Raw genomic sequence first — 22,350 nt, 5'->3', positions numbered from 1 at the left:
GGGCGGCGTGCGCGTCGTGATCGCGGAGGATTCGGCAATCCTCCGGGCGGGGCTCGTCGAATTGCTGAACCTCCGGGGGCACGAGGTCGTCGCGGCCGTCGCCGACGGGGACAGCCTGTGCGCGGCGGTGCGCGAACACCGCCCCGATGTGTCCATTGTGGATATCCGGATGCCGCCGACGCACACCGACGAGGGGCTGCGCGCGTCCATCGCGCTGCGCGCGGAGCTGCCGGGGTGCGCGATCCTGCTGTTCTCGCAGTACGTCGAGACGCAGTACGCGACGGAGCTCCTCGCCGACCGCGCGGGCGGTGTCGGCTATCTGCTGAAGGACCGCGTCGCGGAGGTGTCGGATTTCCTCGACGCGCTCCGGCGGGTGGCCGACGGCGAGACCGTGCTCGACCCGGAGGTGGTCAGCCAGCTGTTCACCGCCACCCGGAAGACGGACGCGCTCGCCGGGCTGACGCCGCGCGAGCGTGAAGTGCTGGGTTTGATGGCCGAAGGACGGTCGAACTCGGCCATCGCGGCGGCGCTGTTCCTTTCGGCGGGCTCGGTGGAGAAGTACGTGTCGAGCATCTTCGGGAAGCTGGCGCTGCCGCAGTCCGAAGGGGACAACCGGCGGGTACTCGCCGTGCTGCGGTACCTGGAGTCCTAGGACGGCTCCACCGGCACGCCGTCCACCTCGGGCAGGCACAGCTGCACCCACGCGACATCCCGCCAGGCCCCGTGCTTGTAGCCGATCCGCCGGTACGTCCCCACCGGCTCGAATCCCAGCGCGCGGTGCAGCCCGGCGCTCGCGTCGTTCGGCAGCACCATGCCCGCGCAGAAGTTCCGGAAGCCGCGCGACGCCAGCTTGTCCAGCAGCGCCTGATAGAGCGCCCGCCCGCCACCGGTCCTCCGGCGGCCGAGCTCCAGATAGATGCTGACTTCACAGGACCACCGATAAGACGGCCGGCCGCTGAAGGGGCCTCCGTAGGCATAGCCGGCGACGCGGCCTTCGTCGTCTTCGAGCACGAGCCACGCGTGTGATCGCTGCGCCTTGGCGATGCGCTCGGCCATCTCGTCCGGCTTGGGCGGCTCGGTTTCGAACGAGATCACCGTGTCGGTGACATACGGCGCGTAGATCTCCGCGCACGCCGTCGCGTCGGCTTCCGTCGCTTCCCTGATCACCATGTCGACCATAGTAACCGAGGCTGCCACTATAGTAAGCAGCATGTCCGATCCCCTGTCCGCGTCGCTCGCCGCGACGCTCCAGTCCGCGAGACTCGACCAGAACCTTTCGGCCAACGCCCTCGCCGAGTCCTCGGGCGTGTCCAGGGCGATGATCGGCAAGATCGAACGGGGCGAGGCGCAGCCGACGGCGGTCCTGCTCAGCAGGCTTTCCGCCGCGCTCGGGATGACGCTGTCCGAGCTGATCGCCCGCGCCGAACACGGCGACCGGCGCCTCGTGCGCGCCGCCGATCAGCCGACCTGGACCGACCCCGACACCGGGTACGTGCGCCGCGCGGTCTCACCTTCGCTCGGCGGCCCGCTGGAACTGGTCGAGGTCGTGCTGCCCGCGGGCGCCGAGGTCGCCTTCCCCGCACACACCTATGCGCTGACCCATCACCAGATCTGGGTGCTCGACGGGCACCTGCGCTTCCGCGAGGGCGACGTCGAGCACGAACTCGACGCCGGCGACTGCCTCCAGCTCGGCACCCCCAAGCCGTGCGCCTACGTCAACCCGACCGGCGAACCGGTCCGATATCTGGTCGCGCTCGCCCGGCGGCACGCCTGATACTCGGGTGATGAACCACCGCGCCCTCGCCCACGTCGCGGCGAAAGCACGCGGCGGGCACGAGGCCGGGCTGCCGGTGACGCTGCATTTCCATCCGGACAGGTCCACAGTGGACGGCCGCCCGCTGCTGGCGGCGATGGCCGAGGACGGGTTCTACCGCAACCAGTTCGAAACCGGGACGAGCAATGGCGGGCTCACCGCGCGTCCCGGCGGAGACCGCTGGCACTGGGAAAGCCGGATGTTCGGCGGCGCCTACGACGACGCGCCCGCCGCCGAACGGCCCAAGTACGGCGCCTTGAACTTCCGCCGCCGCGCGGTCGGCGGCGCGCCGAGATTCGGCTCCGCCCATTTCCGGATGGCCGCGCACACCCTCGGCAGGACGACGTTCTGCTATCCGGACAGCGTGCTGAACCCGGCGGATTTCGGCTGCGGCACCAGGGTTTCCGCCCTGATCGAGCTGGCGGCCCGCGACGACACCGACCTTCTCGACGACTACATCGAGGCACACGTCCACGGGCCGATCGACCTCACGAAGGACGTCGAAGCCCTCGTACTCGACCCGAGCCACCGCGGCACCGACGTCGAGAAGGCCGCGTCGAGACTCGGCTGCCCGGTCGAATGGCATCCCGGTTTCCGCCTGTCCGCCGAAGAACTCGCCCGCCATCCGGCGTACCGCGGTCCCGAATTCGTCGAACTCGGCCTGGCGCTGGCCGAAGACGGCTACCTCGACCCGCGCGTCCTCGGCGAAGCCCGCGACGTCGACCAGCAGGCCCTCAAACGCGTCTGGCACTACGTCGCCCGCTTCGGGGCACTACCGTGAAGAGCATGTACTCCACGGAGATCGAGGTGCGCACCGGCAGCGTGGCCGTGGTGCACGACCTGACCAAGGACGCCGAGGCCTTCCTGCGGGACGCGGACGCCGAAGACGGGATCCTGCACGTCTTCGTCCCGCACGCGACCTCCGGGCTGGCGATCCTCGAAACCGGCGCCGGCAGCGACGAAGACCTGCTCACGGCGCTCGACGAACTGCTCCCCCGCGACGGCCGCTGGCGGCACCAGCACGGCAGTCCCGGTCACGGCCGTGACCACGTCCTGCCCGCGCTGCTGCCGCCGTTCGCGACGATCCCGGTGCTCGGCGGAGTGCTGACGCTGGGCACCTGGCAGTCGGTCTGCCTAGTGGACACCAACCTGGACAACCCGGTCCGGCGCGTCCGCTTCAGCCTTCTGGAGGGCTGACCGGCCCGGCCACAGCGCGAGGACCAGCCCCGCCGCGAGCAGTCCGCCGAGCACCCACACCCCGGTCGCGACGTCCGGCGCGCCGGGCACGCCCTGCAACAGGCTCCGGAGCCCTTCGGCCGAGAACCGGAACGGCGTCCAGGACCACAGCACCGCGCGGTACGCGGGGTTCAGCAGCTCCGGCACCTGACCCGCGACGGCGGGCGCGACCAGGTACAGCGGGCCGAGGATCGCCATCGCCCGTACGCCGAGCAGCCGCAGCAGCCCGGTCTGCAGGGCGGCGAACCCGGTCGAGGTCAGGAAAAGGAAGCCGAGGACGTCCCAGCCGAGCGGCAGCGACGAGTCCCACAGCTTCAGGAATCCGGCCAGCGCACCGGTGACCAGCACACCTGCCGAGACGATCTGCGTGAAGCGCGCGGCGACTCCCGCGTCCCGGCCGATCCGCCGTCCGGCCAGGATCAGTACTGCGCCCGCGGCCAGGCAGCCGACCCACGCCAGCGCGCTCAGCGCGAGCGGCGCGACCCGGCCCGCCGCGCTCGCGGGGTGCAGCGTCTCGACCTTGGGCGTCCCGCCGATGGCTTGCGCGGCGCCGGTCAGGACCTGTTGCGCGAGCTGCGTTCCGGACGGATTCACCGCCCCGGAGACCACGACCGTCGACGGCAGTTCGAGGACGCCGTAGACCTCCTTGTCCTCCAGCAGTTCCCGGCCTTCCGCCGGGGAGGTCACCCGCCACGAGACCTGGCCTCCGCCATGGGACGCGATCCCGTTCGCGGCCGCCTGGAGCGGTCCAGGGGGCGCGGCCACCGCGACAGGCAGCCCGTCGGGCGCGACGGTGGCCTGCGCGCCGAAGGTGAGAAAGCCGAGCACGACGGCGACCAGCGCACCGGCCACCGCGGCGAGTAAGGCGAAGGCCCCGGCGGGGCGGCGGTTCGACATGACCGTCCTCCATTTATTCGTCATCTGTTGAATTAGCTGCCAAGGTAAGCCTCCCGGCCACGGAAGTCAACAGACGTTGAATTAGCTCACCGGTACCGTCGGCCGCGTGACTACTCCGCATCGGCTCGTGCTGTGGGACATCGACCAGACCCTCGTGGACCTGCGCGGCGTCGGCGCCGCCTGGTACACGACCGCGCTCGCCGAGGTCGCCGGCGTCGAACTGAGGGCGTTGCCGAATTTCGGCGGCCGCACCGAACGCGCCATCAGCGCCGACATCCTGACCTCGCACGGCGTCGAGCCCACCGAGGAGAACGTGCGCAAGCTCTGGCTCGCGCTGATCGCGGTCTCCGAGAGCCACGCCCCGACGCTGGCTTCGAGCGGCCGGGCGCTCCCAGGCGCGAAGGACGCGCTGAACACCTTCGCGACGCAGGGCGGCATCGTCCAGACCCTGGTCACCGGGAATCTGCCGGAGATCTCCGTGCACAAGCTGACCGCGTTCGACCTGCACGAGCACGTGGACTTCGAGATCGGCGGCTACGGCTCGCTCTCGGCGCACCGCCCCGATCTGGTGCCCGCCGCCGTCGGCCACGCTTCGGCGAAACACGGCACCGAGTTCGCGCCGGCGTCGGTCGTCGTCATCGGCGACACCCCGGACGACGTACGGGCCGCTCTCGACAACGGCGCCGTCGCGGTGGCCGTGGCGACCGGGCAGTTCAGCGCGGAGGAACTGGCCGCCGCGGGCGCGCACACCGTGCTCGCGGACCTGTCCGACCTGGCAGCGGTGCGTGCGGCCGTGCTCGGGGACGTTAACTAAGCTCGCTTCATGGCATACCCAGGCGGTGGCAACGGCTGGCCGGAGCAGCAACCACAACAGCCCTACCAGCAGCAGGGCTACCCGCAGCAGTACCCCCAGCAGCAGTACCAGGGTTACCAGCAGTTCCCGCAGCAGACGTACCAGGGTTTCGCGCCGGAGCCGCCGAAGAAGGGCAACAAAGGGCTGTGGATCGGCCTCGGCGCGCTCCTCCTGGTGATCGCCGTCGGCGCCACGCTGTTCTTCGTCCTGCGTGACGGCGAAGAGCCGCAGCCCCAGGCCGGGCCGCCTTCCTCCGCGCCGGTGCCGCCGTCGTCTTCGGCGTCGAAGCCGCCGTCCTCGAGCAGTGATGCCCCGAAGGACAACAAAGTCCCCTCGACGACGCCCGGCTGGCAGGGGATCCTGTCAGTGAAGGACAAAACCGCCTATGACCTGCCCCCGTCGGGCTGGGAGACCAAGCCGGGCTATGTCACCGGGAACACCGAGCGGGACATGAAGATGGTGATCCACGAAGCGATGAGGTACAAGCTCGGCGCTTGCCCCGACGTCAGCGGTTCGCACCGGGGACTGGTCGGCTTCGCCACCGCGGACCAGATCCCCGTCGAGAACGCCGCCCGGGGCGCTGTCCGGCTCTGGATCCAGTCCGCCACCGGCAAGGCCGACGTGCCGCTGCCCGAGCTCAAGCAGATCACCATCGCCGGCGGCACGATCCAGGCGCTCAGTTCCTCCGCCTCGTTCACCCCGAGCGAAGGCGAAGGTTGCCGGGCTCCGAGCGTGAAGGTCACTTCGGCGGCCTTCAAGAACGGTGAGCAGACCATCTGCTTCGTGATGGTCCTCGACCAGGGCACCCCGGACGCCCTGCCCGAAGCGGACGCGCAAATGATCCTCGCGAGTTTGAGGCCGCAGCAATGACCGGCCCCGGTGGGCGGAACGACGAACCTCGGCAGTGGTTCGTCGATCCCCTCACCGGGCAGCCGCTCGAAACCGAGGCCGAACGGACGAGACCGCTTCCGGTCGTCCGGGACGCCGTCCCGCCGCGCCGTCGCCTGCGCCTGAGGCCGACGCTGGGCGTCCTCGGGCTGGCCGTCGTCCTCGCCGTCGGCGCGACGGCCACCTACCAGGCGAAGACCGCGCCTCCACCGCTGTCCGCCCACGACCTCGTCCTGCCCGACCCGGTGCCCGCCACGCGGATCCAGCCGGTGATCGCGGGCTGGCAACCGGTGGTGTCCGGCGATCACCCGTTCGTCTACGACGTCCCGCCCGATTGGACGCTCGAAGAGCCCGACGTCGCCATCGGCTACGAGACCCCGGCCGGGGACCTCGTCACCCTGCAGGGGGTCGCGCGGTTCCGCCGGGCGTTCTGCCCCAACACCGATCTCTCGGCACGTGCGACGGCGGGATTCACCACGATCGACGAAGGCGAAGTCGGCAGCCTCGCCCAGGCCGCCGAGGAAACGACGCTGCGCTGGGCCGAAGCGGCGTACGGACGCTCCGCGACGGCGGAGATCGGCGAACCCGGGCCGGTGCCCGTCCTGGACGGCGGGACGACCGCCACCGCCGTGACCACCTCCGTCGTCCCCGCCCCGGACGGGCCGTGCCCCGCCCCGTCGGTCGCGATCACCGCGATCGCCCTCCCGTTGCGCGCGCTGCCCGGATCCGGCCGCTACCACGTCCTCCTCGTACTGGCGGACCAGGAGATCCCCGGTGCGATAGCCAGCGGTGTCGTCCTCAAGATGGGTGAGAGCATCCGTCGCGAGTAGCACTCCCCTAAGGGATAAATGGGTCCCGTGCCGGATGTGTCCGAGCACCTCCCGGACCTAATTTGAGTTCCATGCCAAAAGGGGGAAGCGGGACGGCCGCGCCGGGCCGGACACGCAAGATCATCACGGTGCTGAGGCACCGGCTGCCGTTCACCAGCCTCGTCACGCTGACCATGCTCGCGCTCGCCTTGGCCACGGGCGCGCTCTGGTCGGCCGCCGAGGACCGCGCGGTGTACCCGTACATCGCGTATGGGCTGCCGTCGCTCGAATCAGGCCGGTGGTGGACCTTGTTCACCGGACCGCTGTTCGCGGTCGTCCCGCTGTACTACCTGCCGATGGTGCTCAGCTTCGCGTTGTTCGCCGGGTTCGCGGAATGGCGGCTCGGCACCCGGCGGGCGATGGCCGTCGCCATCGGCGGCCAGTTCGTCAGTGTCCTGGTGGCGGTCCAGTTCCTGGCGCTGAGCCGCAACTCCGGCTGGGAATGGGCGGAACGGGTCGCCACCAGTCTCGACGTCGGGTTCTCCGGCGGCGCGCTCGCCGCGGTCGCGGTCGCCAGCGCCACCCTGCGCCCGCCGTGGCGCCTGCGGTTGCGCGCCGGGCTGTGCGTCTACGCCGGGGTCGCGATCATCTTCGTCGGCACGCTGGCCGACCTCGTGCACTTCTTCGCCCTCGTCCTCGCCCTGCCGTTCGGCCGGAAGTTCCTCGGTGCCAAGGATTCCTCGCGCGAACGGCGGCCCAGCCTGCGCGAGTGGCGGTTCTACGTCATGGCGGGCCTGCTGGTGCTGACGGTCGCCGAACTGGTGATGTCCTTCGTACCGGGCAACGGTCCCTTCGGTTCGTCCGAAGAGCTTTCGCTGTCCACCTGGGAAGTCGTCGTCCTGTGCCTGATCGTGGTGCCGATCCTGAACGGCCTGCGCAAGGGCAGCCAGGTCGCCTGGTGGTGCGCGATGATCCTGACCTCGTTCGTCATCCTGCAGGTGATGGTCTACGGCGGGGTGCTCACGCTGGCGGAGATCTTCGGCGAGGACGCCGGCGTGGTGGATCCGCCGCTGTTCTTCGTGGACAACCTGCTCTGGACGGTCGAATTCGCCCTGCTGGTCTCCTCCCGCGGCGCCTTCCGCGTGCCGTCGCGGCGGAAATGCCGCCGCCTCGGCCGGATGGGCAACCCCGCGCTGGCCCGCACGCTGCTCAGCCGCCACGGCGGGAGCACGCTTTCGTGGATGACGACCTGGCCGCAGAACTCGTACTTCGTGGCCGCGGACGGCAAGTCCTACCTCGCCTACCGGCGGCACGCGGGGGTCGCCATCGCCCTCGGCGACCCGATCGCCCCGGACGGCGCCGCCGACCGGACGATCGCCGAGTTCATCACGATGTGCGAGAACACCGGTCTCGTGCCGTGCCTGTTCTCCGCCACCGGCGACACCACCGCCAAGACCGAAGAGCTGGGCTGGAAGCAGGTCCAGGTCGCCGAAGACACCCTGATCGAACTGGAGACGCTGGAGTTCCGCGGCAAGCGCTGGCAGGACGTGCGGACCGCGCTCAACCGGGCCAAGAAGGACGGCATCGAGTTCCGGCTCGTGCGGCTCGCCGATCAGCCGCGCGCGGTGATCTCGCAGGTCCGCGCGATCTCCGAGGAGTGGATCAGCGACAAGGGCATGCCGGAAATGGGCTTCACCCTCGGCGGCGTCGACGAGGCGATGGATCCCGAGACCCGGGTGGGTCTCGCGGTGGACGCCGACGGCGTGGTCCACGGCGTGACGTCGTGGCTGCCGGTGTACACCGGCGCGGGCGCGATCGGCGGCTGGACCCTCGACGTCATGCGCAAACGCGCCGACGGGTTCCGCCCGTCGATGGAGTTCCTGATCGCGTCTTCGTGCCTGGCCTTCCGCGAGGAAGGGGCGAAGTTCGTCTCGCTGTCCGGTGCGCCGCTGGCGAGCTCCGGCGAACCCGCGCACGCCGTCGAGCGGGTGCTCGACGCGCTCGGCACGATGATGGAACCGTTCTACGGCTTCCGTTCGCTGCACGCGTTCAAGGCGAAGTTCCAGCCGCGCCACGTGCCGCTGTACCTCGCGTTCCGCGACGAGGCGGACCTACCGCGGATCGGGATCGCGCTCGGCCGGGCGTATCTGCCGAACACCGGGCTGCTGCGGCTGGCGAAGCTCGCGCGGTCGGGCAAGAAGCCTCAGCGCCTGTTGGGGAACCCGCGTCCACGATCGTCGTCGACAGGCCGCGATCTGGTATCCCACGTCACGATGAGCGAACAGGGCGCCCTGCCACCGCGATAGTGGGGCCTACGGCCGGCGCGGGTTCCCGGGTGCGCTCTCCGCTCCGCCTGCAGCCTCAGCGCAACGTCGACGGTGGCGGCGTGATGGTCTTGCGGTCGGCCTCCGGGACACCCCGGTAGGTCTTGAGGATCTTCAGGATCAGCTCGCGGTCCGCACCGCCCGGCGCGTCCTGGCCCGAATAGACGGCCAGGGCCGCCGAGGCTTCGCCCAGCTCCGGCGCGAGCACACCGACCAGGGCGCGCCGGGCGCCACAGGGCCCCGGCGGGGTGACGACCTCCGCGAAAACGATGCTGGCGGGGACCTTCTTGCCGGTGCCGAGGGTGAATTCGGCCTGCTGGGGCGGTTCCGGGGTGATCTTGGCGGTCAGCGGGCCGTTCTCCGGGTTGTACGCACTGATGGCGAGATCGTCGACCGCCTTCTTCGCGGCGGCGGCGGGATCGGAGACCTTGATGTTGGCCACGCCGGCGCCGCCGACCCTGCTTCCCTTCTCCTGCGGGCAGTAACCCTCGCCGACGAAGGCGCTGGCGACCATGGTGATTCCCGGGACCTGGGTGCCCTTTTCCCAGCCGTGGATCGTGCCGGGTTTCGGCGTCCAGTTCGGCGGGACGTCGTAGGCGTAGACGCCGTCCTTCCCGGCCACCGACTGCCAGCCTTCGGTCACCGGCGGCGCGACGACCCGGGGCGAAGGCGTGTAGACGACCGGAGCCCTGGTGGTCGGCGCGCTGCTGTCCGACGAGCTGCCGCCGTTGTTCGCGAGCGCGGCGACCGTGATGACGCCGAGCGTCGCGAAGAAGCCGTACATGGCCCTTCGCCCGCTCCGCGACATCGGCTGCTTCGTGGGCTTCTCCGGCTCCGGCTCGGCTGGCGCCGGAGTCTCGGGAGCGGGCGTGTAGCCGGACGAGTCCGAGGGCTGATAACCCCCGAACCCGTCCAGCGCCGCGTTGTCCTCGTAGCCCGGGGAATCCCGGCGCTTCTTGCCGAACATTACGAACGGACGAGTTTGACCAGGTGCTCCACGACCGCGTCGACGGCGATCTCCTCGCGCTCGCCGGTGCGGCGGTCCTTGACCTCGACGACACCGTTCGCCAGGCCGCGCCCGACGACGAGGATCGTCGGCACACCGACGAGTTCGGCGTCCGCGAACTTCACGCCGGGGGTGGCCTTGCGGTCGTCGAGGACGACCTCGATACCGGCGGCGTCCAGTTCGGCGGCGAGCTTCTCCGCGCCCGCGGCGACCGTCTCGTCCTTGCCCGCGATGACGACGTGCACGTCGAACGGCGAGACCTCGCGCGGCCAGACGATGCCGAGGTCGTCGTGGTTCTGCTCGGCGAGCACGCCGACCAGCCTCGAGACGCCGACGCCGTACGAACCCATGGTGATGCGGATGGGCTTGGAGTCCGGGCCCAGCGCGTCGAGCTCGAACGCGTCCGCGTACTTGCGGCCCAGCTGGAAGATGTGCCCGATCTCGATCCCGCGGGCGGCGACCAGGGTGCCCTTGCCGTCGGGCGACGCGTCGCCCTCGCGGACTTCGGCGGCCTCGATCGTTCCGTCGCCGGTGAAGTCGCGGCCCGCGACCAGGTCGATCACGTGGTGGTCGCGCTCGTCGGCGCCGGTGACCCAGGCGGTGCCGTCGACGACGCGCGGGTCGAGCAGGTAGCGGACGCCGTTGTCCTTCAGCGCCTTCGGGCCGATGTAGCCCTTGACGAGGAAGGGGTTCTTGGCGAAATCGGCCTCTTCGAGCAGCTCGAACTCGGCGGGCTCGAGCGAAGCTTCGAGGCGCTTCGTGTCGACCTCGCGGTCGCCGGGGAGGCCGATGGCCAGCAGCTCCCACTCCTTCGCGCCCGGCTGGCGGGTCTTCACCAGGACGTTCTTGAGCGTGTCCGCGGCGGTGAAGGTGCGGCCGAGATCGGCGTTGTTGAGGAACACGACCAGCGACTCGATGGTCGGAGTGTCCGGCGTGTGGTGGATCTTCGCCTCGGGCAGGCCCTCGATCGGCTTCGCCTCGGGAGCGGGCGTGGTGACCGCTTCGACGTTGGCCGCGTAACCCGATTCGGTGCTGCGGACGTAGGTGTCCTCACCCGTCTCGGCGACGGCGAGGAACTCTTCGGAGGCCGAGCCGCCCATCGCGCCGGAGGTCGCCTTGACGACGACGTACTCGATACCGAGGCGGTCGAACAGCTTCGTGTACGCCTGGCGGTGCAGCTCGTACGACTTGGTCAGGCCCTCGTCGTCGAGGTCGAAGGAGTAGGAGTCCTTCATGACGAACTCGCGACCGCGCAGGATGCCGGCCCGGGGGCGCGCCTCGTCGCGGTACTTCGTCTGGATTTGGTACAGCACGACCGGATAGTCCTTGTACGAGCTGTATTCACCCTTCACGGTGAGCGCGAAGAGCTCTTCGTGCGTCGGGCCGAGGAGGTAGTCGGCGCCCTTGCGGTCCTTGAGGCGGAACAACGCGTCGCCGTACTCGGTCCACCGGCCGGTGGCCTCGTAGGGCTCTTTCGGCAGCAGCGCGGGGAACTGGATCTCCTGCGCGCCGATGGCGTTCATCTCTTCGCGGACGACGTTCTCGATACGGCGCAGCACCCGCAGGCCCAGCGGCAGCCAGGAGTAGCCGCCCGGGGCGACCCGGCGGACGTAGCCGGCGCGTACCAGGAGCCGGTGGCTCGGTACCTCGGCGTCCGCCGGATCCTCACGCAGGGTGCGAAGGAACAACGACGACATCCTGGTGATCACTACTGGGCTCCTCGCTGGAATTACGTGCTTAGACGTTCTGCGCAGCGTAGTCACCCCGCCCCGGGCCGGTTCAACCGGTTATCGCGGGCGCCCGGTTTTGTCGGTGGGTGCGGCTAGCGTGCCGCCATGGGTATCGAACTGGGCATGATCACGATCGACTGCGCGGATCCGCGCGGGCTCGCGGCGTTCTGGACGAAGGCGCTCGGGGTCGAGGTGGATCAGGACCACGGCGGCGAGTTCCTGATCCTGCATGCCAAGAAGGAGAACGGGCCGGTGTTCGCCTTCCAGCGGGTGCCGGAGGAGCGGGCGGGCAAGAACCGGGTCCACATGGACTTCGGTACCGACGACATGGAGAAGGAGGTGGAGCGTCTGGTCGGGTTGGGCGCGAAGAAGCTGGACAGACACGAGATGCCGGGCTTCGCCTGGACGGTGCTGGCCGATCCCGTCGGCAACGAGTTCTGCGTCGCGGCCCACGGAGGGTGACGCCGGTCGCGGCGGCCAGAATGGCGGCATGACGGAGCGAGCCATCCTGCCCTGGTCCGATATCGAGCTGCCCGAGGGCCTGAACGCGCGGCTCTACGACGGTCTGGGCCCGCTGCCGGACGAGGGCCTCGATGAGGTCGAGGTCTACGTGCTGCCCTACGACACCGGCGCCGAGCCGATGAAGCTGCTCTCGCGGCTTCCGTCGCTGAAGCTCGTGCAGTCGTTGTCGGCCGGGGTGGAGAAGCTGATCCCGCTGGTGCCGGCGGGGGTGAAGCTGGCCAACGGCCGCGGCCTGCACGACCTCAGCGTGGCCGAACACGCGCTGGCGCTGATCCACGCCTCGCAGCGGGATCTGCCGCGCTGGTTCGCGCAGCAGGCGACGGCGTCGTGGGAACGCGAGCACACGCGTTCGCTGGCCGACAGCCGGGTGCTGCTGGTCGGTCACGGTTCGATCGGCCAGGCCATCGAGCGGCAACTGGTCGCGGCCGAGGCGGTCGTAACCAGGGTGGCGAGCACGGCCCGGCCCGCGGAGCGCGTGCACGGCGTGGGTGAGCTGGCCGAACTGCTGCCGTCCGCCGACATCGTGGTCCTGATCCTGCCCGAAACGCCCGCGACCATGGGCCTGTTCGGCGCCGCGGAGCTCGCCGCGCTGCCGGACGGCGCCCTGGTCGTGAACGTCGGGCGAGGCTCGGCGATCGACACCGCGGCGCTCACGGCCGAGACCGTCTCCGGGCGGTTGCGTGCCGCGCTGGACGTCGTCGACCCGGAACCGCTGCCCGCCGGGCATCCACTGTGGACCACGGCGGGCGTGATCGTCACGCCGCATGTCGCGGGCGGTTCGGCGTCGTTCTACCCGCGCGCGAAGCGGCTGGTCGCCGAGCAGTTGCGCCGGTACGCCGCCGGTGAGGAGCCGCTGAACCTCGTGAGCGGCATGGACGGTTAGAACCGTCCTGGCCACTCACGAGCCGGGCAGCTGCCGCGCCGAGGTGTCGCCCCGCCGGTGGCGTTGCGAAAGCCACTTTCGCAACGTTGAAGGTTGCGAAAGTGGCTTTCGCAACGGGGCCCCGGCCCCAGTGAAGTAGCGACGGCTCTAGTCGAGGCCGATGTCGCGAAAGCCACTTTCGGGACACCTGACGTCGCGAAAGTGGCTTTCGCGACACACACCTCGACGCCACTAGACGACCCGGCGCCCGAACCGGAAGGGTACAAGTCGAACAGAGCGCCACCAGCAAGACGCGAAAGGGCCTTTCGCCGGCATCAGACGCAGCGAAAGCTCCCCTTCAGCGCAGCTGTGACGAGCCGCTGAACCTCATGAGCGGTATGGACGGTTAGAACCGTCCTGGCCACTCACGAGCCGGTCTGCTGCCGCGCGGAGAGCGGACACACGTTCGCCGCCCCTGCGCGAAGGTGAGGGCCGCAGGCACAAGGTCGTCTGTGAAGGGTTTGGGACACTCAACGTCCCGATCCTTCATAGACGGCGCCGGCCGCCGCGCTACTGCCAGTGCGTCCGGTAAGCGAGCCACTCGCGCATCGCCGCCGCGAGACGGCGCTGCGCCGCGCGCACACCCGTCGTCGCGGGCGGTTCCGGTAAGCGGGACGCTCGTTCGGCGTGCCCGGCCAGCGCGACGCCGAACGCGGTGACCGCCCAGACCGGGACCCCGGCCAGCACGGGGCGCCGCCGGAGCAGGCGGTCGACGTCGGCGGGTTCGTGTCCGGCGTCGAGCAGGTACGGGACGAGCGCGACCAGATCGAGCCAGCCCGCGCCCCGCGCCGGGTAGCGCCAGTTGGTGACCAGCACCCGGCCAGGCCCGGTCCGCACCAGGTATTCGGGCTGGATGTCGTTGTGCAGCAACGTGTCCCCGGCCGACCAGGGATGCCACGACGTCTCCAGCTGGACGAGCCGGTCGAGGTTGCGGACGGCCCAGCCGTCGAGGTCGTCCGGCGGTTCCTTCGCCAGTTCGTGCCAGCCCCGCAGGAGCGGGCCGAGGTCGTCGAGGGCGTCCGGGACGTCGGGCAGCGGACACGGTGTGAGCGTGCGCCTGAGCGCGCCGAAGGTGGCCAGCACCGCGGAAAGGTCCGGCGATCCGGGGCGCAGGTTCGGCCTGGTGCCGTCGAAATCGGCGAACGCGAGCACCAGCCATTCACCGTCCACAAAGGACAAAAGCTTCGGCGTGGGTGCCTCCGCGGGAAGCCGCCGCGCGATGGCGGCCTCCGTCCGGTAGCCGCCCGCGCGCGGGCTGTCCGCGGGGATCGCCTTCAGGAAGACCCAGCGATGATCGCGTTCGAGTTCGAGCCGCGCGGCGACACCGCCGTCGAATTCCGGGGTCTGCCACAGCGAACGACGGACCGCCGACCCGAGCTCACGCTCCACGGCGTCACGCGTCGCCGACGGCAGGTCGTGCCAGCCGAGGCGTGCGGAAACCGGCAACGCCCTACCACCCCCAGCGATCTCATCCGAGAAGATCGACTGTACCGAAATCCGCCCTTTCGGGTGACAACCGGTCAGGTCGGAACGGGCTTCACGTACCCGGCCCAGCGCTGGAACTCGCTGAACCCGACGCGCTCGTAGACCCCGAGGGCTCGGTGGGTGTTGTCCTGGTCGACGTTGAGCGAAGCCCGCTGGAAACCGTCCGCCTTGGCCTGGACGAGCGTGTGCCCGAGCAGCGCGCCCGCGATCCCGCGCCCGCGAAGGCCCGCGTCGGTCGCGACGTGGCTGACGTACAGATCCTTCACGCCGGTGGCCGCCGTATCGGAGGCGAAGTGGGCGCTCAGCACCATCGCGACCACCCGGTCCCTGTCCGGGCTCAGCAGCAGGAACGACAGGTGCGGCTGGAAGTCCTTCGCACCGACGACCAGATGCCGCCAGGCCTCCGGGGACTGCTCCGTGCTTCCCCAGTGGTCGGCGAAGGTCTCGTTACGGGACCGCAGCGTGAGGGCTTCGTACTTCTGCTCGTACGCGACGAGCGGGAACTCCTCGGGCAGCGGTTTCAGCGGCGGGATCGAGCCGAGGTCGGCCCGCATGTCGACGAACCACCGGGCGTGCTCGTACCCGGCGTCCACGAGTACTTCGGAGAGCCAGCGCTGCTTGGTGTTGGCCGCGGCGTGCAGCTCCAGCGGTACGTCCGGGTGGGACTTCGCGTGGAGCGCCTTGCCCGCCTCCTCGAACCAGCCGGTGAGGCGCGCGGCGATCGCGTCGTCGCGGTACGCGGGGTGGACGAGCGTCTCGACCCGCATCATGTGCACCGGATCGGCCGCGTCACGCTTCCGGAGCAGACCGTAGGCGACCAGCGTTTCGCCGTCCCACGCGCTGGTGGACGCCGTCGGCAGGTCGACGGTCGGCGTACCGATCTCTTCGGCGAGATCCTCCGCGCTGTAGTGCTCCTCGATCGGCTCGACACGCTCCGCCTCGGCGAAGGTCTCGGCCAGTCGCGGCATGTCGTCCATGGTCAGCGGGCGCCAGGTCAGGCTCATGCGGACGAGGCTAAGCCCGCGCCTCGGGGTGACGCACCCCATTTAGTTACGCTTCCGTGGTGCTCGTGCTCCTCCCCCCTTCCGAGACCAAGGCCGCCGGCGGCACCGGCGCGCCGCTGGACCTCGACGCGCTGTCGTTCCCGGAGCTGAACCCGACCCGGGCGAAGCTGGCCGACGCGCTGACCGAGCTGGCCGCCGACGTCCCGGCCAGTGTCGCCGCGCTGGGCATCACGCCGCGGCAGGCCGACGAGGTCGCCCGCAACGCCGAGCTGTGGACGTCCCCCACGATGCCCGCGCTGCGCCGCTACACCGGGGTCCTCTACGACGCGCTCGACGTGAAGTCGTTCACCAAGGCGACGCTGGCGAAGGCCGAGAAGCGCCTCGCCGTCGCTTCAGCGCTGTTCGGCGTGGTCGCGGCGACCGACCCGATCCCCGCGTACCGGCTTTCGGGCGGCAACGCGCTGCCGTCGCTCGGCACCGTCCGCAGCGTGTGGAAGCCGGTCCTCGAACCGGCGCTCCAAGCCGTCGAGGGGCTCGTCGTCGACCTGCGGTCCGGGACCTACTCGGCGCTGGCGAAGCTCCGCCCCGACGCGGTGACCGTGCGCGTCGTGACCGAGGACGCGAAGGGCAACCGGACCACGGTGAGCCACTTCAACAAGGCGTACAAGGGACGGCTGGCCGCGGAACTGGTGAAGTCGCGCAGCGAACCGTCCACTGTGGAGCAGCTGATGCGGGTCCTGACGAAGGCGGGCCTCGACGTCGAGCGCACCGGTGACCACAGTATCGAGCTGCTCACCGGCGACGGGGCGCATTAGTTCCGTACCCCTACGGGCTTCTTCCTCGGTTGTTCCGCCAGGTGCACATGCGGAAAGTGATTTCCAGCCACCTGGAAAGGAACCACCGTGAACAGAAGACAACGGCTGCTGGGGATCGCCACCGCCACCCTCGGCTGCCTCTCGGTCCTCCTGCCCGCTCCGGCGGCCGCCGCGAACCTGCCCGCCGTCACCCCGACGGATCAAGCGGTCGTCCCCGGTGGACTGCACACGAACTCCATCGGCGGCACCCCCGCCTCGGTCAAGGACCATCCCTTCATCATCGCGGGCCTGCGCGAAGGGGGAACGCGGCCGCAGGGCCAGACCTGCACGGGTTCGGTCGTCGCGCCGCGCAAGATCCTGATCGCGGCGCACTGCAAGGACGCGGCAGGCGAGAAGTCCTTCCTCTACGGGCTGGACGATCTCAACGCCGGTGGCGGGACGCGGATCGGTGTCGTCAGCTACGAGAAGCACCCGAAGTACGTCAACTTCGATCAGGGTTACGACGTCGCGGTGGTCACCACGGACGCCGACATCCCGGTGCCGGGCGGCCAGTACGCGAAGGTCGCGACCTCGGCCGACACGGAGTTGCACAAGCCGGGCAAGTCGGGGCTCGGGCTCGGCTACGGCAAGAAGGACCACAACGACGACACCCGCAACGTCGAGCTGCACAAGTTCACGCTGCCCATCGTCCAGGGCGGCAACTGCAGCGGGGTCGGCGCGGGTTTCAAAGACGCGACGATGATCTGCAGCGGCTACAGCGACGGCCGCGTCACGATCCTGCCCGGCGACAGCGGCGGTCCGCTGATCGTGGACGGCAAGGTCGTCGGTGTCGCTTCCTGGAGCCGTAGCGACTTCAAGTGGTACAGCGTGTACGGCAGGCTCAACAACGAGATGGGCGACTGGGTCAAGCAGCAGATCGGCGAGCCGCAGAACCCGGAGAAGTTCTCGCTCGGCGTGACGCCGTCGGCCCTCAAGGTCGAGCCTGGCAAGTACGTTTCGGCCACGGTGACCAGCAAGCCGGGCAAGAACGGCGCGGAGAAGGTCGATCTCAGCGCTACGGGACTTCCCGAGGGCGCGACGGCCACGTTCCAGCCCTCGTCCATCACCTCGGGTGAGTCGGCGAAGGTGAGCATCGAGGTGCCCGCCGGAACGGCCGAAAAGGACTACGCGGTCACGATCTCGGGCAAGGGCACCACCGACACCGCGACCACGAACCTGACGCTGACCGTCGGCGACGGCGCGCCGCAACCCGGCGAGCTCAAGGTCGCCCTGAGTCCCACCAGCGGGACCTCGCAGCCCGGTTTCTTCAGCAACGTCACGGTTTCCGCCACCGGGGGCACGGGCGCGATCACACTGTCGGCGTCCGGGCAGGGGCTGCCGTTCGCACCGTTCTTCAACCCGAAGACGATCTCGAGCGGCGGCAGTTCGACCATGCAGGTGGTCGCGCCGTTCCAGCGGGGCACGTACCCGGTGACCGTCACCGCGACGGACTCGGCGGGCAAGACCGCCACCGCCACCTATACCCTCACCGTCCAGTAAGCGAATGCGCGTGAAGGCCCCCTTCCCTCGGCTGAGCCGAGGGAAGGGGGCCTTCACGCGCTTGCCAGGACAGCCATGGCGGCGTTGTGGCCGGGGATGCCCGAGACACCGCCGCCCCGCACGGCCCCCGCACCGCAGAGCAGGACCCGCTCGTGCGCGGTCTCGACACCCCAGCGACCCACCTGGGCGGCCTCCGCCGCATAAGGCCACGACAGATCGCGATGGAAGATGTGTCCCGCGGGCAGTCCCAGCTCGGCTTCGAGGTCCAGGGGCGTCTTCGCCTCGACGCACAAGCCGCCGTCCGGCGACCGCAGCACACAGTCCTCGATCGGCTCGGCCAGCACACTGTCCAAAGAGGACAACGTCGCCCGCAGCGCCTCGTCACGCGCGGCGTCGTTGCGCCCCTCGAACAACCGCGCGGGCATGTGCAGGCCGAACAACGTCAGCGTCTGCACCCCGGCGGCCCGTTCGGCCGGGCCGAGGATCGACGGGTCGGTCAGCGAATGGCAGTAGATCTCGCACGGCGGCAGCGACGGGATCCGGCCCGCCGACGCCTCGGCGTAGGCCGTCGCCAGCTGCTCGTAACTCTCGTTGACGTGGAACGTCCCGCCGAACGCCTCCCGCGGATCGACACTCGAATCACGCAGCCGCGGCAACCGTGACAGCACCATGTTCACCTTGAGCTGGGCGCCTTCCGGCGCCTCCGGCGGCTCCTCCCCCAGCAACCGCGCGAGCGTCCGCGGCGCGACGTTCGACAGCACGTGACCGCCACGCACCACGAACTCGTCGTCGCCGAGCCGGTAACGCACCGAGCCACCGGGGTCGATCGACAGCACTTCGGCACCGGTTATCAGCCGTGCCCCGGCGGACGCCGCGGCCGACGCGAGCGCCCCGGTCACCGCGCCCATCCCGCCCACCGGCACGTCCCAGTCGCCGGTCTCGTTGCCGATCACGTGGTAGAGCAGGCACAGGTTCTGCCGGAAATCGCCGGCGCCGGCGAAAGTGCCGATCAGCGCGTCGGTCAGGACGACACCGCGGACGACGTCGTCGCCGAACATCCCGGTGAGCGTTTCCGAGATCGGCCGTTCGAACAGCGCGTCCCACGCCTGGCGCTCGATGCCCGAGCGCAGTTCTTCCCTGGACATCAGCGGTTCGGTCAAGGTGGGAAAAGTCCGTTTCGCGACCTGGGACGTCATCGCGTAGAACCGCCGCCAAGCCTCATAGTCCTTTGTGGACCCGGTGAGCACCGAGAACGACGCCGCCGTACGGCCGTCATCGCCCGTGTCGACAAGGAGACCCCCGTCGCCGACGGGCGTGTACGAAGACATCCGCCGCCGCCGGAGATCGAGGCCGAGCCCCAGCTCCGCGATGATCTTGCGGGGCAGCAGGCTCACCAGGTACGAGTACCGCGACAGCCGGACGTCGACGCCGGTAAAGGCACGAAAGGAGACCGCCGCCCCGCCGACCTCGTCACGCCGTTCCAGCACCAGCACCGAGCGGCCGGCCCTGGCCAGGTAGGCCGCCGCCACCAGGCCGTTGTGCCCGCCACCGACGATCACGGCGTCATAGGACTCCATGCGAAAGCCTCCCAGCGAAAACGACGATGCGCCGCGGTCATCGTGACCGCGGCGCACCGCCGTTCGCAAGGACTCAGAAGGTGATGGAGAAACCTTCGATCGTCCCGCTGTCGAACCGGTAGACGTCACGGACCCGCAGTTTCCAGGTCCCGTTCGCCGGTTCGGACGAGGCGTTCACCGTGTACGACGTGTGCACGCCGGTCGCCTCGCCGATCCCTCCCGCCTGCTTGAGGCCGAACACCGCACCGCTCGGCCCGATCAGGTCTATCGCCAGGTCACCGGTGTAGGTGTGCGCGATGTCGACCTTGACCGGCAGCGTCGCCGACGCCTTCCCGTCGCAGCCTTCCTGCGTCACCGAACTGGTCACCGCGTCACCCGCGTCCGGAATGGACACCGGTGTCGTGTTGGACTTGACCCCGCACGTCGGCGTGGGGCCACCGCCGCCGATGAACGACACGTTCAGCAGTTTGTTGACCGTGCCGGACGGCAGTCCCTTGAGCACGCCGTCGGAGGCGTTGTTCACCAGCGCGTCCCGCGTCTGCTGCGCGGTGGCGCCGGAATTCGCGGCGAGGTACAGCGCCGCCGCCCCGGCCACGTGCGGCGTGGCCATCGACGTGCCGCTCATGTTCGCCGAACCACCGTTGGACGTGGACAGCGACGTGATGTTGCTGCCAGGGGCGAAGATGTCCACGCACGAACTGTGGTTGGAGAACGAGGATTTGTTGTCGCTCTGGTCCGAGGCGCCGACCGTGATCGCCTCGGGGACCCTGGCGGGGCTGACGTTGCAGGCGTTCTGGTTCTCGTTGCCGGCCGCCACCACGTAGACGAAACCGGCCGCGATGGACTTCTTGATGACGTCGTCGCCGAGCCCGACCTGGTCCATCCGCAGGCTCAGGTTCGCCACCGCCGGTTTGGTGCCGTTCGCGGTGATCCATTCGGCCGCGTCCACGATGGCGGAGTCGGGACCGTTGCCCGAACAGTCGTTGCCCAGCACCTTCAGCCCGACGAGCTTGACCTTCTTGGCCACGCCGTAGGTCTTGCTGCCGATGGTGCCCGCGGTGTGACTGCCGTGCCCGTTGCAGTCCTTCCCGTTGCCGCCGACGAAGTCCTTGCCGATGGACGCGCGCCCCTCGTACTCCGGGTTCTCCGGGTTGATCCCGGTGTCGAGGTCGTACGCGGTGACGCCCTCGCCCGTGTTCGGATACGTGAAGCTCTTGTCGAGCGGCAGGTTCTTCTGGTCGACCCGGTCGAGTCCCCAGGTGGGATTGGTCTGCGTGCCGACGGCACGCGCGGTGCCGTCCTCATAGACCGCCTTGACCGCCGGGTCGGCCGCCAGCCGCCGGGCCTGCCGCTCGGACATGCCCTTGACCGAGAACCCGCGCAGCACGTTCTTGTACGCCGACCGGACCTCACCGCCGTAGCGGCCGGTCAGCGCGGCCGAGGACTGCTCGACCGCCAGGGTGCCCACGTCGTGAAGCTCCACGATGTACTGATCGCCGTAGTGCTGCTTCGCCTGCACGACAACGCCCTCGGCCTCCGCGGCGAGGGCGTTGCCCGCGGCGAGCGCGGCCAGCGCGGTGGCCGCGACGGCCACCACACCGGCCCGCACGCCGCGCCGCATCAGAGACCCGTCACGTTCAGCAGCTTGTTGGTCGAACCGGTGCCCGGGCTCTTGACGACACCGCTGGTGGCGGCGTTGGCGAGACCGGAGGCGACGGCGGCCGGGGTGGCCGACGGGTTCGAGGTCAGGTAGATCGCGGCCGCGCCGGCGACATGCGGCGTCGCCATCGAGGTACCGCTCATCTGCTGGGTACCGCCACCGTTGCGCAGGGACGTGATGCTGGTGCCCGGCGCGAAGATGTCGGTGCAGCTGCCGTAGTTCGAGAACGTCGACCGGCGGTCGTCGCTCTGGGTGGCGTTGACGGTGATGGCCTCACGCACCCGGGCCGGGCTGGTGCCGCAGGCGTCGGTGTTGGAATTACCGGAGGCCACCGTGTTGGTGATGCCCGCGGAAACGGCGCGGCGCACGGCGGCGTCCACTCCGGAGTCGGCCGGGCCACCGAGGCTCATGGTGAGCACCGACGGGCCCTTGGCGTTCTTCACGACCCAGTCGATCCCGCTGATGATCTGCGAGTACTGGCCGCTGCCCTGGCAGTTCAGCACGCGGACCGAGACGATCTTGGCGCCCTTGGCGACCCCGTAGGTCGCGCTGCCGACCGTGCCGGCGACGTGCGTGCCGTGCCCCTGGCAGTCGCGGGCGTCGCTGTCGTTGTCGATGAAGTCGTACCCGCTGGTCGCACGGCCGCCGAATTCGGACTGGCGGTAGTCGACACCGGTGTCGAGGACGTAGACCGTCGCCCCGGCACCGTCGTTCGGGTAGGTGTACTTCCGGTCCAGCGGCAGGTTCTTCTGGTCGATCCGGTCCAGGCCCCAGGTCGGGTTGGTCTGGGTGCCGGTCATGTGGGCGACCGCGTCCTGCTGGACGAAGTCGACGTTCGGGTCGGCCGCGAGCCGTTTCGCCTGCGCCTCGGTCATCTTCGCCGAGAAACCGTTCAGCGCGGCGGTGTAGGTCGCCTTCACCTGGCCGCCGTACTTGGCCGCGAGCCCGGCGTCGCCGCTCTTGAGCGAGACGATGTACCCGTCCGTGACGGCTCCCGGCACACCGGCGCCGCGGATCTGCCCCTCGGCGGCCGCGGCCGGTCCGGCGAAGGCGACGGTGGCCGCCGCACAGGCCCCGGCGAGCACCGCACCCGCGATCCGGTGACGTCGAAGTTCTCCACGCATTTCCTGAGCTCCGTTCACTCGAACAGGTGGTTCACGCCGGCGGGGATCCGGGCCGGCGCCGTGACGTGCAGTCACGCATGAATCACTTTCGGGTGGCGGGACCTGCGCGAACAAGCGAGGCAACGGTCCGTAGGACTACGTATCTA

Annotated in this window: 21 protein-coding genes; 12 read left to right on the top strand and 9 right to left on the bottom strand. The window is 69.8% G+C overall.

Features of this window, described 5'->3' with window-relative positions; genetic code table 11:
• Nucleotides 1-7 precede the first annotated feature (7 nt).
• Nucleotides 8-652, top strand: a complete 645-nt coding sequence (locus tag NQK81_RS37600; protein ID WP_125673115.1) for a response regulator transcription factor — start codon at nucleotides 8-10, stop codon at nucleotides 650-652.
• Here NQK81_RS37600 and NQK81_RS37595 read toward each other — a convergent pair.
• On the bottom strand, nucleotides 649-1,179 hold the full coding sequence (locus NQK81_RS37595) for a GNAT family N-acetyltransferase (protein WP_257485271.1): 531 nt from the start codon (nucleotides 1,177-1,179) through the stop codon (nucleotides 649-651). The two genes, NQK81_RS37600 and NQK81_RS37595, sit on opposite strands and share 4 nt — an antisense overlap.
• Before the next feature lie 31 nt (nucleotides 1,180-1,210).
• Between NQK81_RS37595 and NQK81_RS37590 the strand changes: the two genes are divergently transcribed.
• The 3 genes from NQK81_RS37590 to NQK81_RS37580 are packed head-to-tail and all read left to right on the top strand — an operon-like array spanning nucleotide 1,211 to nucleotide 3,010.
• The gene (locus NQK81_RS37590) at nucleotides 1,211-1,774 is read left to right on the top strand and encodes a helix-turn-helix domain-containing protein (protein WP_257485270.1); all 564 of its coding nucleotides are present in this window, start codon (nucleotides 1,211-1,213) and stop codon (nucleotides 1,772-1,774) included.
• Nucleotides 1,775-1,784: 10 nt separating this feature from the next.
• Nucleotides 1,785-2,594, top strand: a complete 810-nt coding sequence (locus NQK81_RS37585) for a DUF3626 domain-containing protein (protein ID WP_257485269.1) — start codon at nucleotides 1,785-1,787, stop codon at nucleotides 2,592-2,594.
• 5 nt (nucleotides 2,595-2,599) lie between these two features.
• Nucleotides 2,600-3,010 carry a secondary thiamine-phosphate synthase enzyme YjbQ gene (locus tag NQK81_RS37580; RefSeq protein ID WP_257485268.1) on the top strand — a complete coding sequence of 137 codons (411 nt, stop codon included), beginning with the start codon at nucleotides 2,600-2,602 and terminating at the stop codon, nucleotides 3,008-3,010.
• On the opposite strand, the gene NQK81_RS37575 is transcribed toward NQK81_RS37580, so the two are convergent.
• Nucleotides 2,948-3,946 (bottom strand): YhgE/Pip domain-containing protein, encoded by a 999-nt coding sequence (locus NQK81_RS37575; RefSeq protein ID WP_257485267.1) that lies wholly within the window; start codon nucleotides 3,944-3,946, stop codon nucleotides 2,948-2,950. The genes NQK81_RS37580 and NQK81_RS37575 overlap by 63 nt on opposite strands.
• A gap of 127 nt (nucleotides 3,947-4,073) precedes the next feature.
• Between NQK81_RS37575 and NQK81_RS37570 the strand changes: the two genes are divergently transcribed.
• From NQK81_RS37570 to NQK81_RS37555, 4 genes are all read left to right on the top strand, one after another.
• Nucleotides 4,074-4,760 carry an HAD hydrolase-like protein gene (locus NQK81_RS37570; RefSeq protein WP_257489922.1) on the top strand — a complete coding sequence of 229 codons (687 nt, stop codon included), beginning with the start codon at nucleotides 4,074-4,076 and terminating at the stop codon, nucleotides 4,758-4,760.
• 9 nt (nucleotides 4,761-4,769) lie between these two features.
• Nucleotides 4,770-5,669, top strand: coding sequence for a DUF8017 domain-containing protein (locus NQK81_RS37565; RefSeq protein ID WP_257485266.1), 900 nt, complete (start codon nucleotides 4,770-4,772; stop codon nucleotides 5,667-5,669).
• The gene (locus NQK81_RS37560) at nucleotides 5,666-6,517 is read left to right on the top strand and encodes a DUF8017 domain-containing protein (protein ID WP_257485265.1); all 852 of its coding nucleotides are present in this window, start codon (nucleotides 5,666-5,668) and stop codon (nucleotides 6,515-6,517) included. The genes NQK81_RS37565 and NQK81_RS37560 overlap by 4 nt, the downstream gene beginning before the upstream one ends.
• Nucleotides 6,518-6,588: 71 nt before the next feature.
• Nucleotides 6,589-8,802, top strand: a complete 2,214-nt coding sequence (locus NQK81_RS37555) for a bifunctional lysylphosphatidylglycerol flippase/synthetase MprF (protein ID WP_257485264.1) — start codon at nucleotides 6,589-6,591, stop codon at nucleotides 8,800-8,802.
• 55 nt (nucleotides 8,803-8,857) lie between these two features.
• Here NQK81_RS37555 and NQK81_RS37550 read toward each other — a convergent pair whose 3' ends face one another.
• Nucleotides 8,858-9,787, bottom strand: coding sequence for a DUF8017 domain-containing protein (locus tag NQK81_RS37550; protein WP_257485263.1), 930 nt, complete (start codon nucleotides 9,785-9,787; stop codon nucleotides 8,858-8,860).
• Entirely contained in the window at nucleotides 9,787-11,535 is a 1,749-nt protein-coding gene (locus NQK81_RS37545; protein ID WP_257485262.1) for a proline--tRNA ligase, read from the bottom strand. Before NQK81_RS37545 ends, NQK81_RS37550 begins: the two co-directional genes overlap by 1 nt.
• A 126-nt stretch (nucleotides 11,536-11,661) precedes the next feature.
• On the opposite strand from NQK81_RS37545, the gene NQK81_RS37540 reads away from it, so the two are divergent.
• Together NQK81_RS37540 and NQK81_RS37535 are read left to right on the top strand one after the other, a co-directional pair.
• Complete coding sequence (locus NQK81_RS37540) at nucleotides 11,662-12,018, top strand: VOC family protein (RefSeq protein WP_126736033.1); 357 nt, start codon at nucleotides 11,662-11,664, stop codon at nucleotides 12,016-12,018.
• Between the two features lie 28 nt (nucleotides 12,019-12,046).
• Complete coding sequence (locus NQK81_RS37535; RefSeq protein ID WP_257485261.1) at nucleotides 12,047-12,961, top strand: 2-hydroxyacid dehydrogenase; 915 nt, start codon at nucleotides 12,047-12,049, stop codon at nucleotides 12,959-12,961.
• 549 nt (nucleotides 12,962-13,510) lie between these two features.
• On the opposite strand, the gene NQK81_RS37530 is transcribed toward NQK81_RS37535, so the two are convergent.
• On the bottom strand, nucleotides 13,511-14,446 hold the full coding sequence (locus NQK81_RS37530) for an aminoglycoside phosphotransferase (RefSeq protein ID WP_257485260.1): 936 nt from the start codon (nucleotides 14,444-14,446) through the stop codon (nucleotides 13,511-13,513).
• Nucleotides 14,447-14,520: 74 nt separating this feature from the next.
• Entirely contained in the window at nucleotides 14,521-15,489 is a 969-nt protein-coding gene (locus tag NQK81_RS37525) for a GNAT family N-acetyltransferase (RefSeq protein ID WP_257485259.1), read from the bottom strand.
• Nucleotides 15,490-15,548: 59 nt separating this feature from the next.
• Here NQK81_RS37525 and yaaA point away from each other — a divergent pair, with 59 nt between their 5' ends.
• Both yaaA and NQK81_RS37515 read left to right on the top strand, forming a co-directional pair.
• Nucleotides 15,549-16,304: a peroxide stress protein YaaA gene (yaaA, locus tag NQK81_RS37520; protein ID WP_257485258.1), complete on the top strand. Its 756-nt coding sequence runs from the start codon at nucleotides 15,549-15,551 to the stop codon at nucleotides 16,302-16,304.
• An 87-nt stretch (nucleotides 16,305-16,391) separates the two neighbouring features.
• Nucleotides 16,392-17,843, top strand: a complete 1,452-nt coding sequence (locus tag NQK81_RS37515; protein ID WP_257485257.1) for a trypsin-like serine protease — start codon at nucleotides 16,392-16,394, stop codon at nucleotides 17,841-17,843.
• A 53-nt stretch (nucleotides 17,844-17,896) separates the two neighbouring features.
• Here NQK81_RS37515 and NQK81_RS37510 read toward each other — a convergent pair whose 3' ends face one another.
• The 3 genes from NQK81_RS37510 to NQK81_RS37500 all read right to left on the bottom strand — a co-directional run bounded on the left by NQK81_RS37510 (nucleotide 17,897) and on the right by NQK81_RS37500 (nucleotide 22,204).
• Nucleotides 17,897-19,420: a phytoene desaturase family protein gene (locus tag NQK81_RS37510; RefSeq protein ID WP_257485256.1), complete on the bottom strand. Its 1,524-nt coding sequence runs from the start codon at nucleotides 19,418-19,420 to the stop codon at nucleotides 17,897-17,899.
• Nucleotides 19,421-19,493: 73 nt separating this feature from the next.
• Complete coding sequence (locus NQK81_RS37505; protein ID WP_257485255.1) at nucleotides 19,494-21,041, bottom strand: S8 family serine peptidase; 1,548 nt, start codon at nucleotides 21,039-21,041, stop codon at nucleotides 19,494-19,496.
• The gene (locus tag NQK81_RS37500; protein WP_257485254.1) at nucleotides 21,041-22,204 is read right to left on the bottom strand and encodes a S8 family peptidase; all 1,164 of its coding nucleotides are present in this window, start codon (nucleotides 22,202-22,204) and stop codon (nucleotides 21,041-21,043) included. Before NQK81_RS37500 ends, NQK81_RS37505 begins: the two co-directional genes overlap by 1 nt.
• Between the last annotated feature and the right edge of the window lie 146 nt (nucleotides 22,205-22,350).

This window comes from Amycolatopsis roodepoortensis (assembly GCF_024628825.1).
Taxonomy (GTDB): Bacteria; Actinomycetota; Actinomycetes; order Mycobacteriales; family Pseudonocardiaceae; genus Amycolatopsis; species Amycolatopsis roodepoortensis.
Note: the sequence above shows the minus strand (reverse complement) of the source record. Positions and strands in the feature narration are given on the sequence as shown.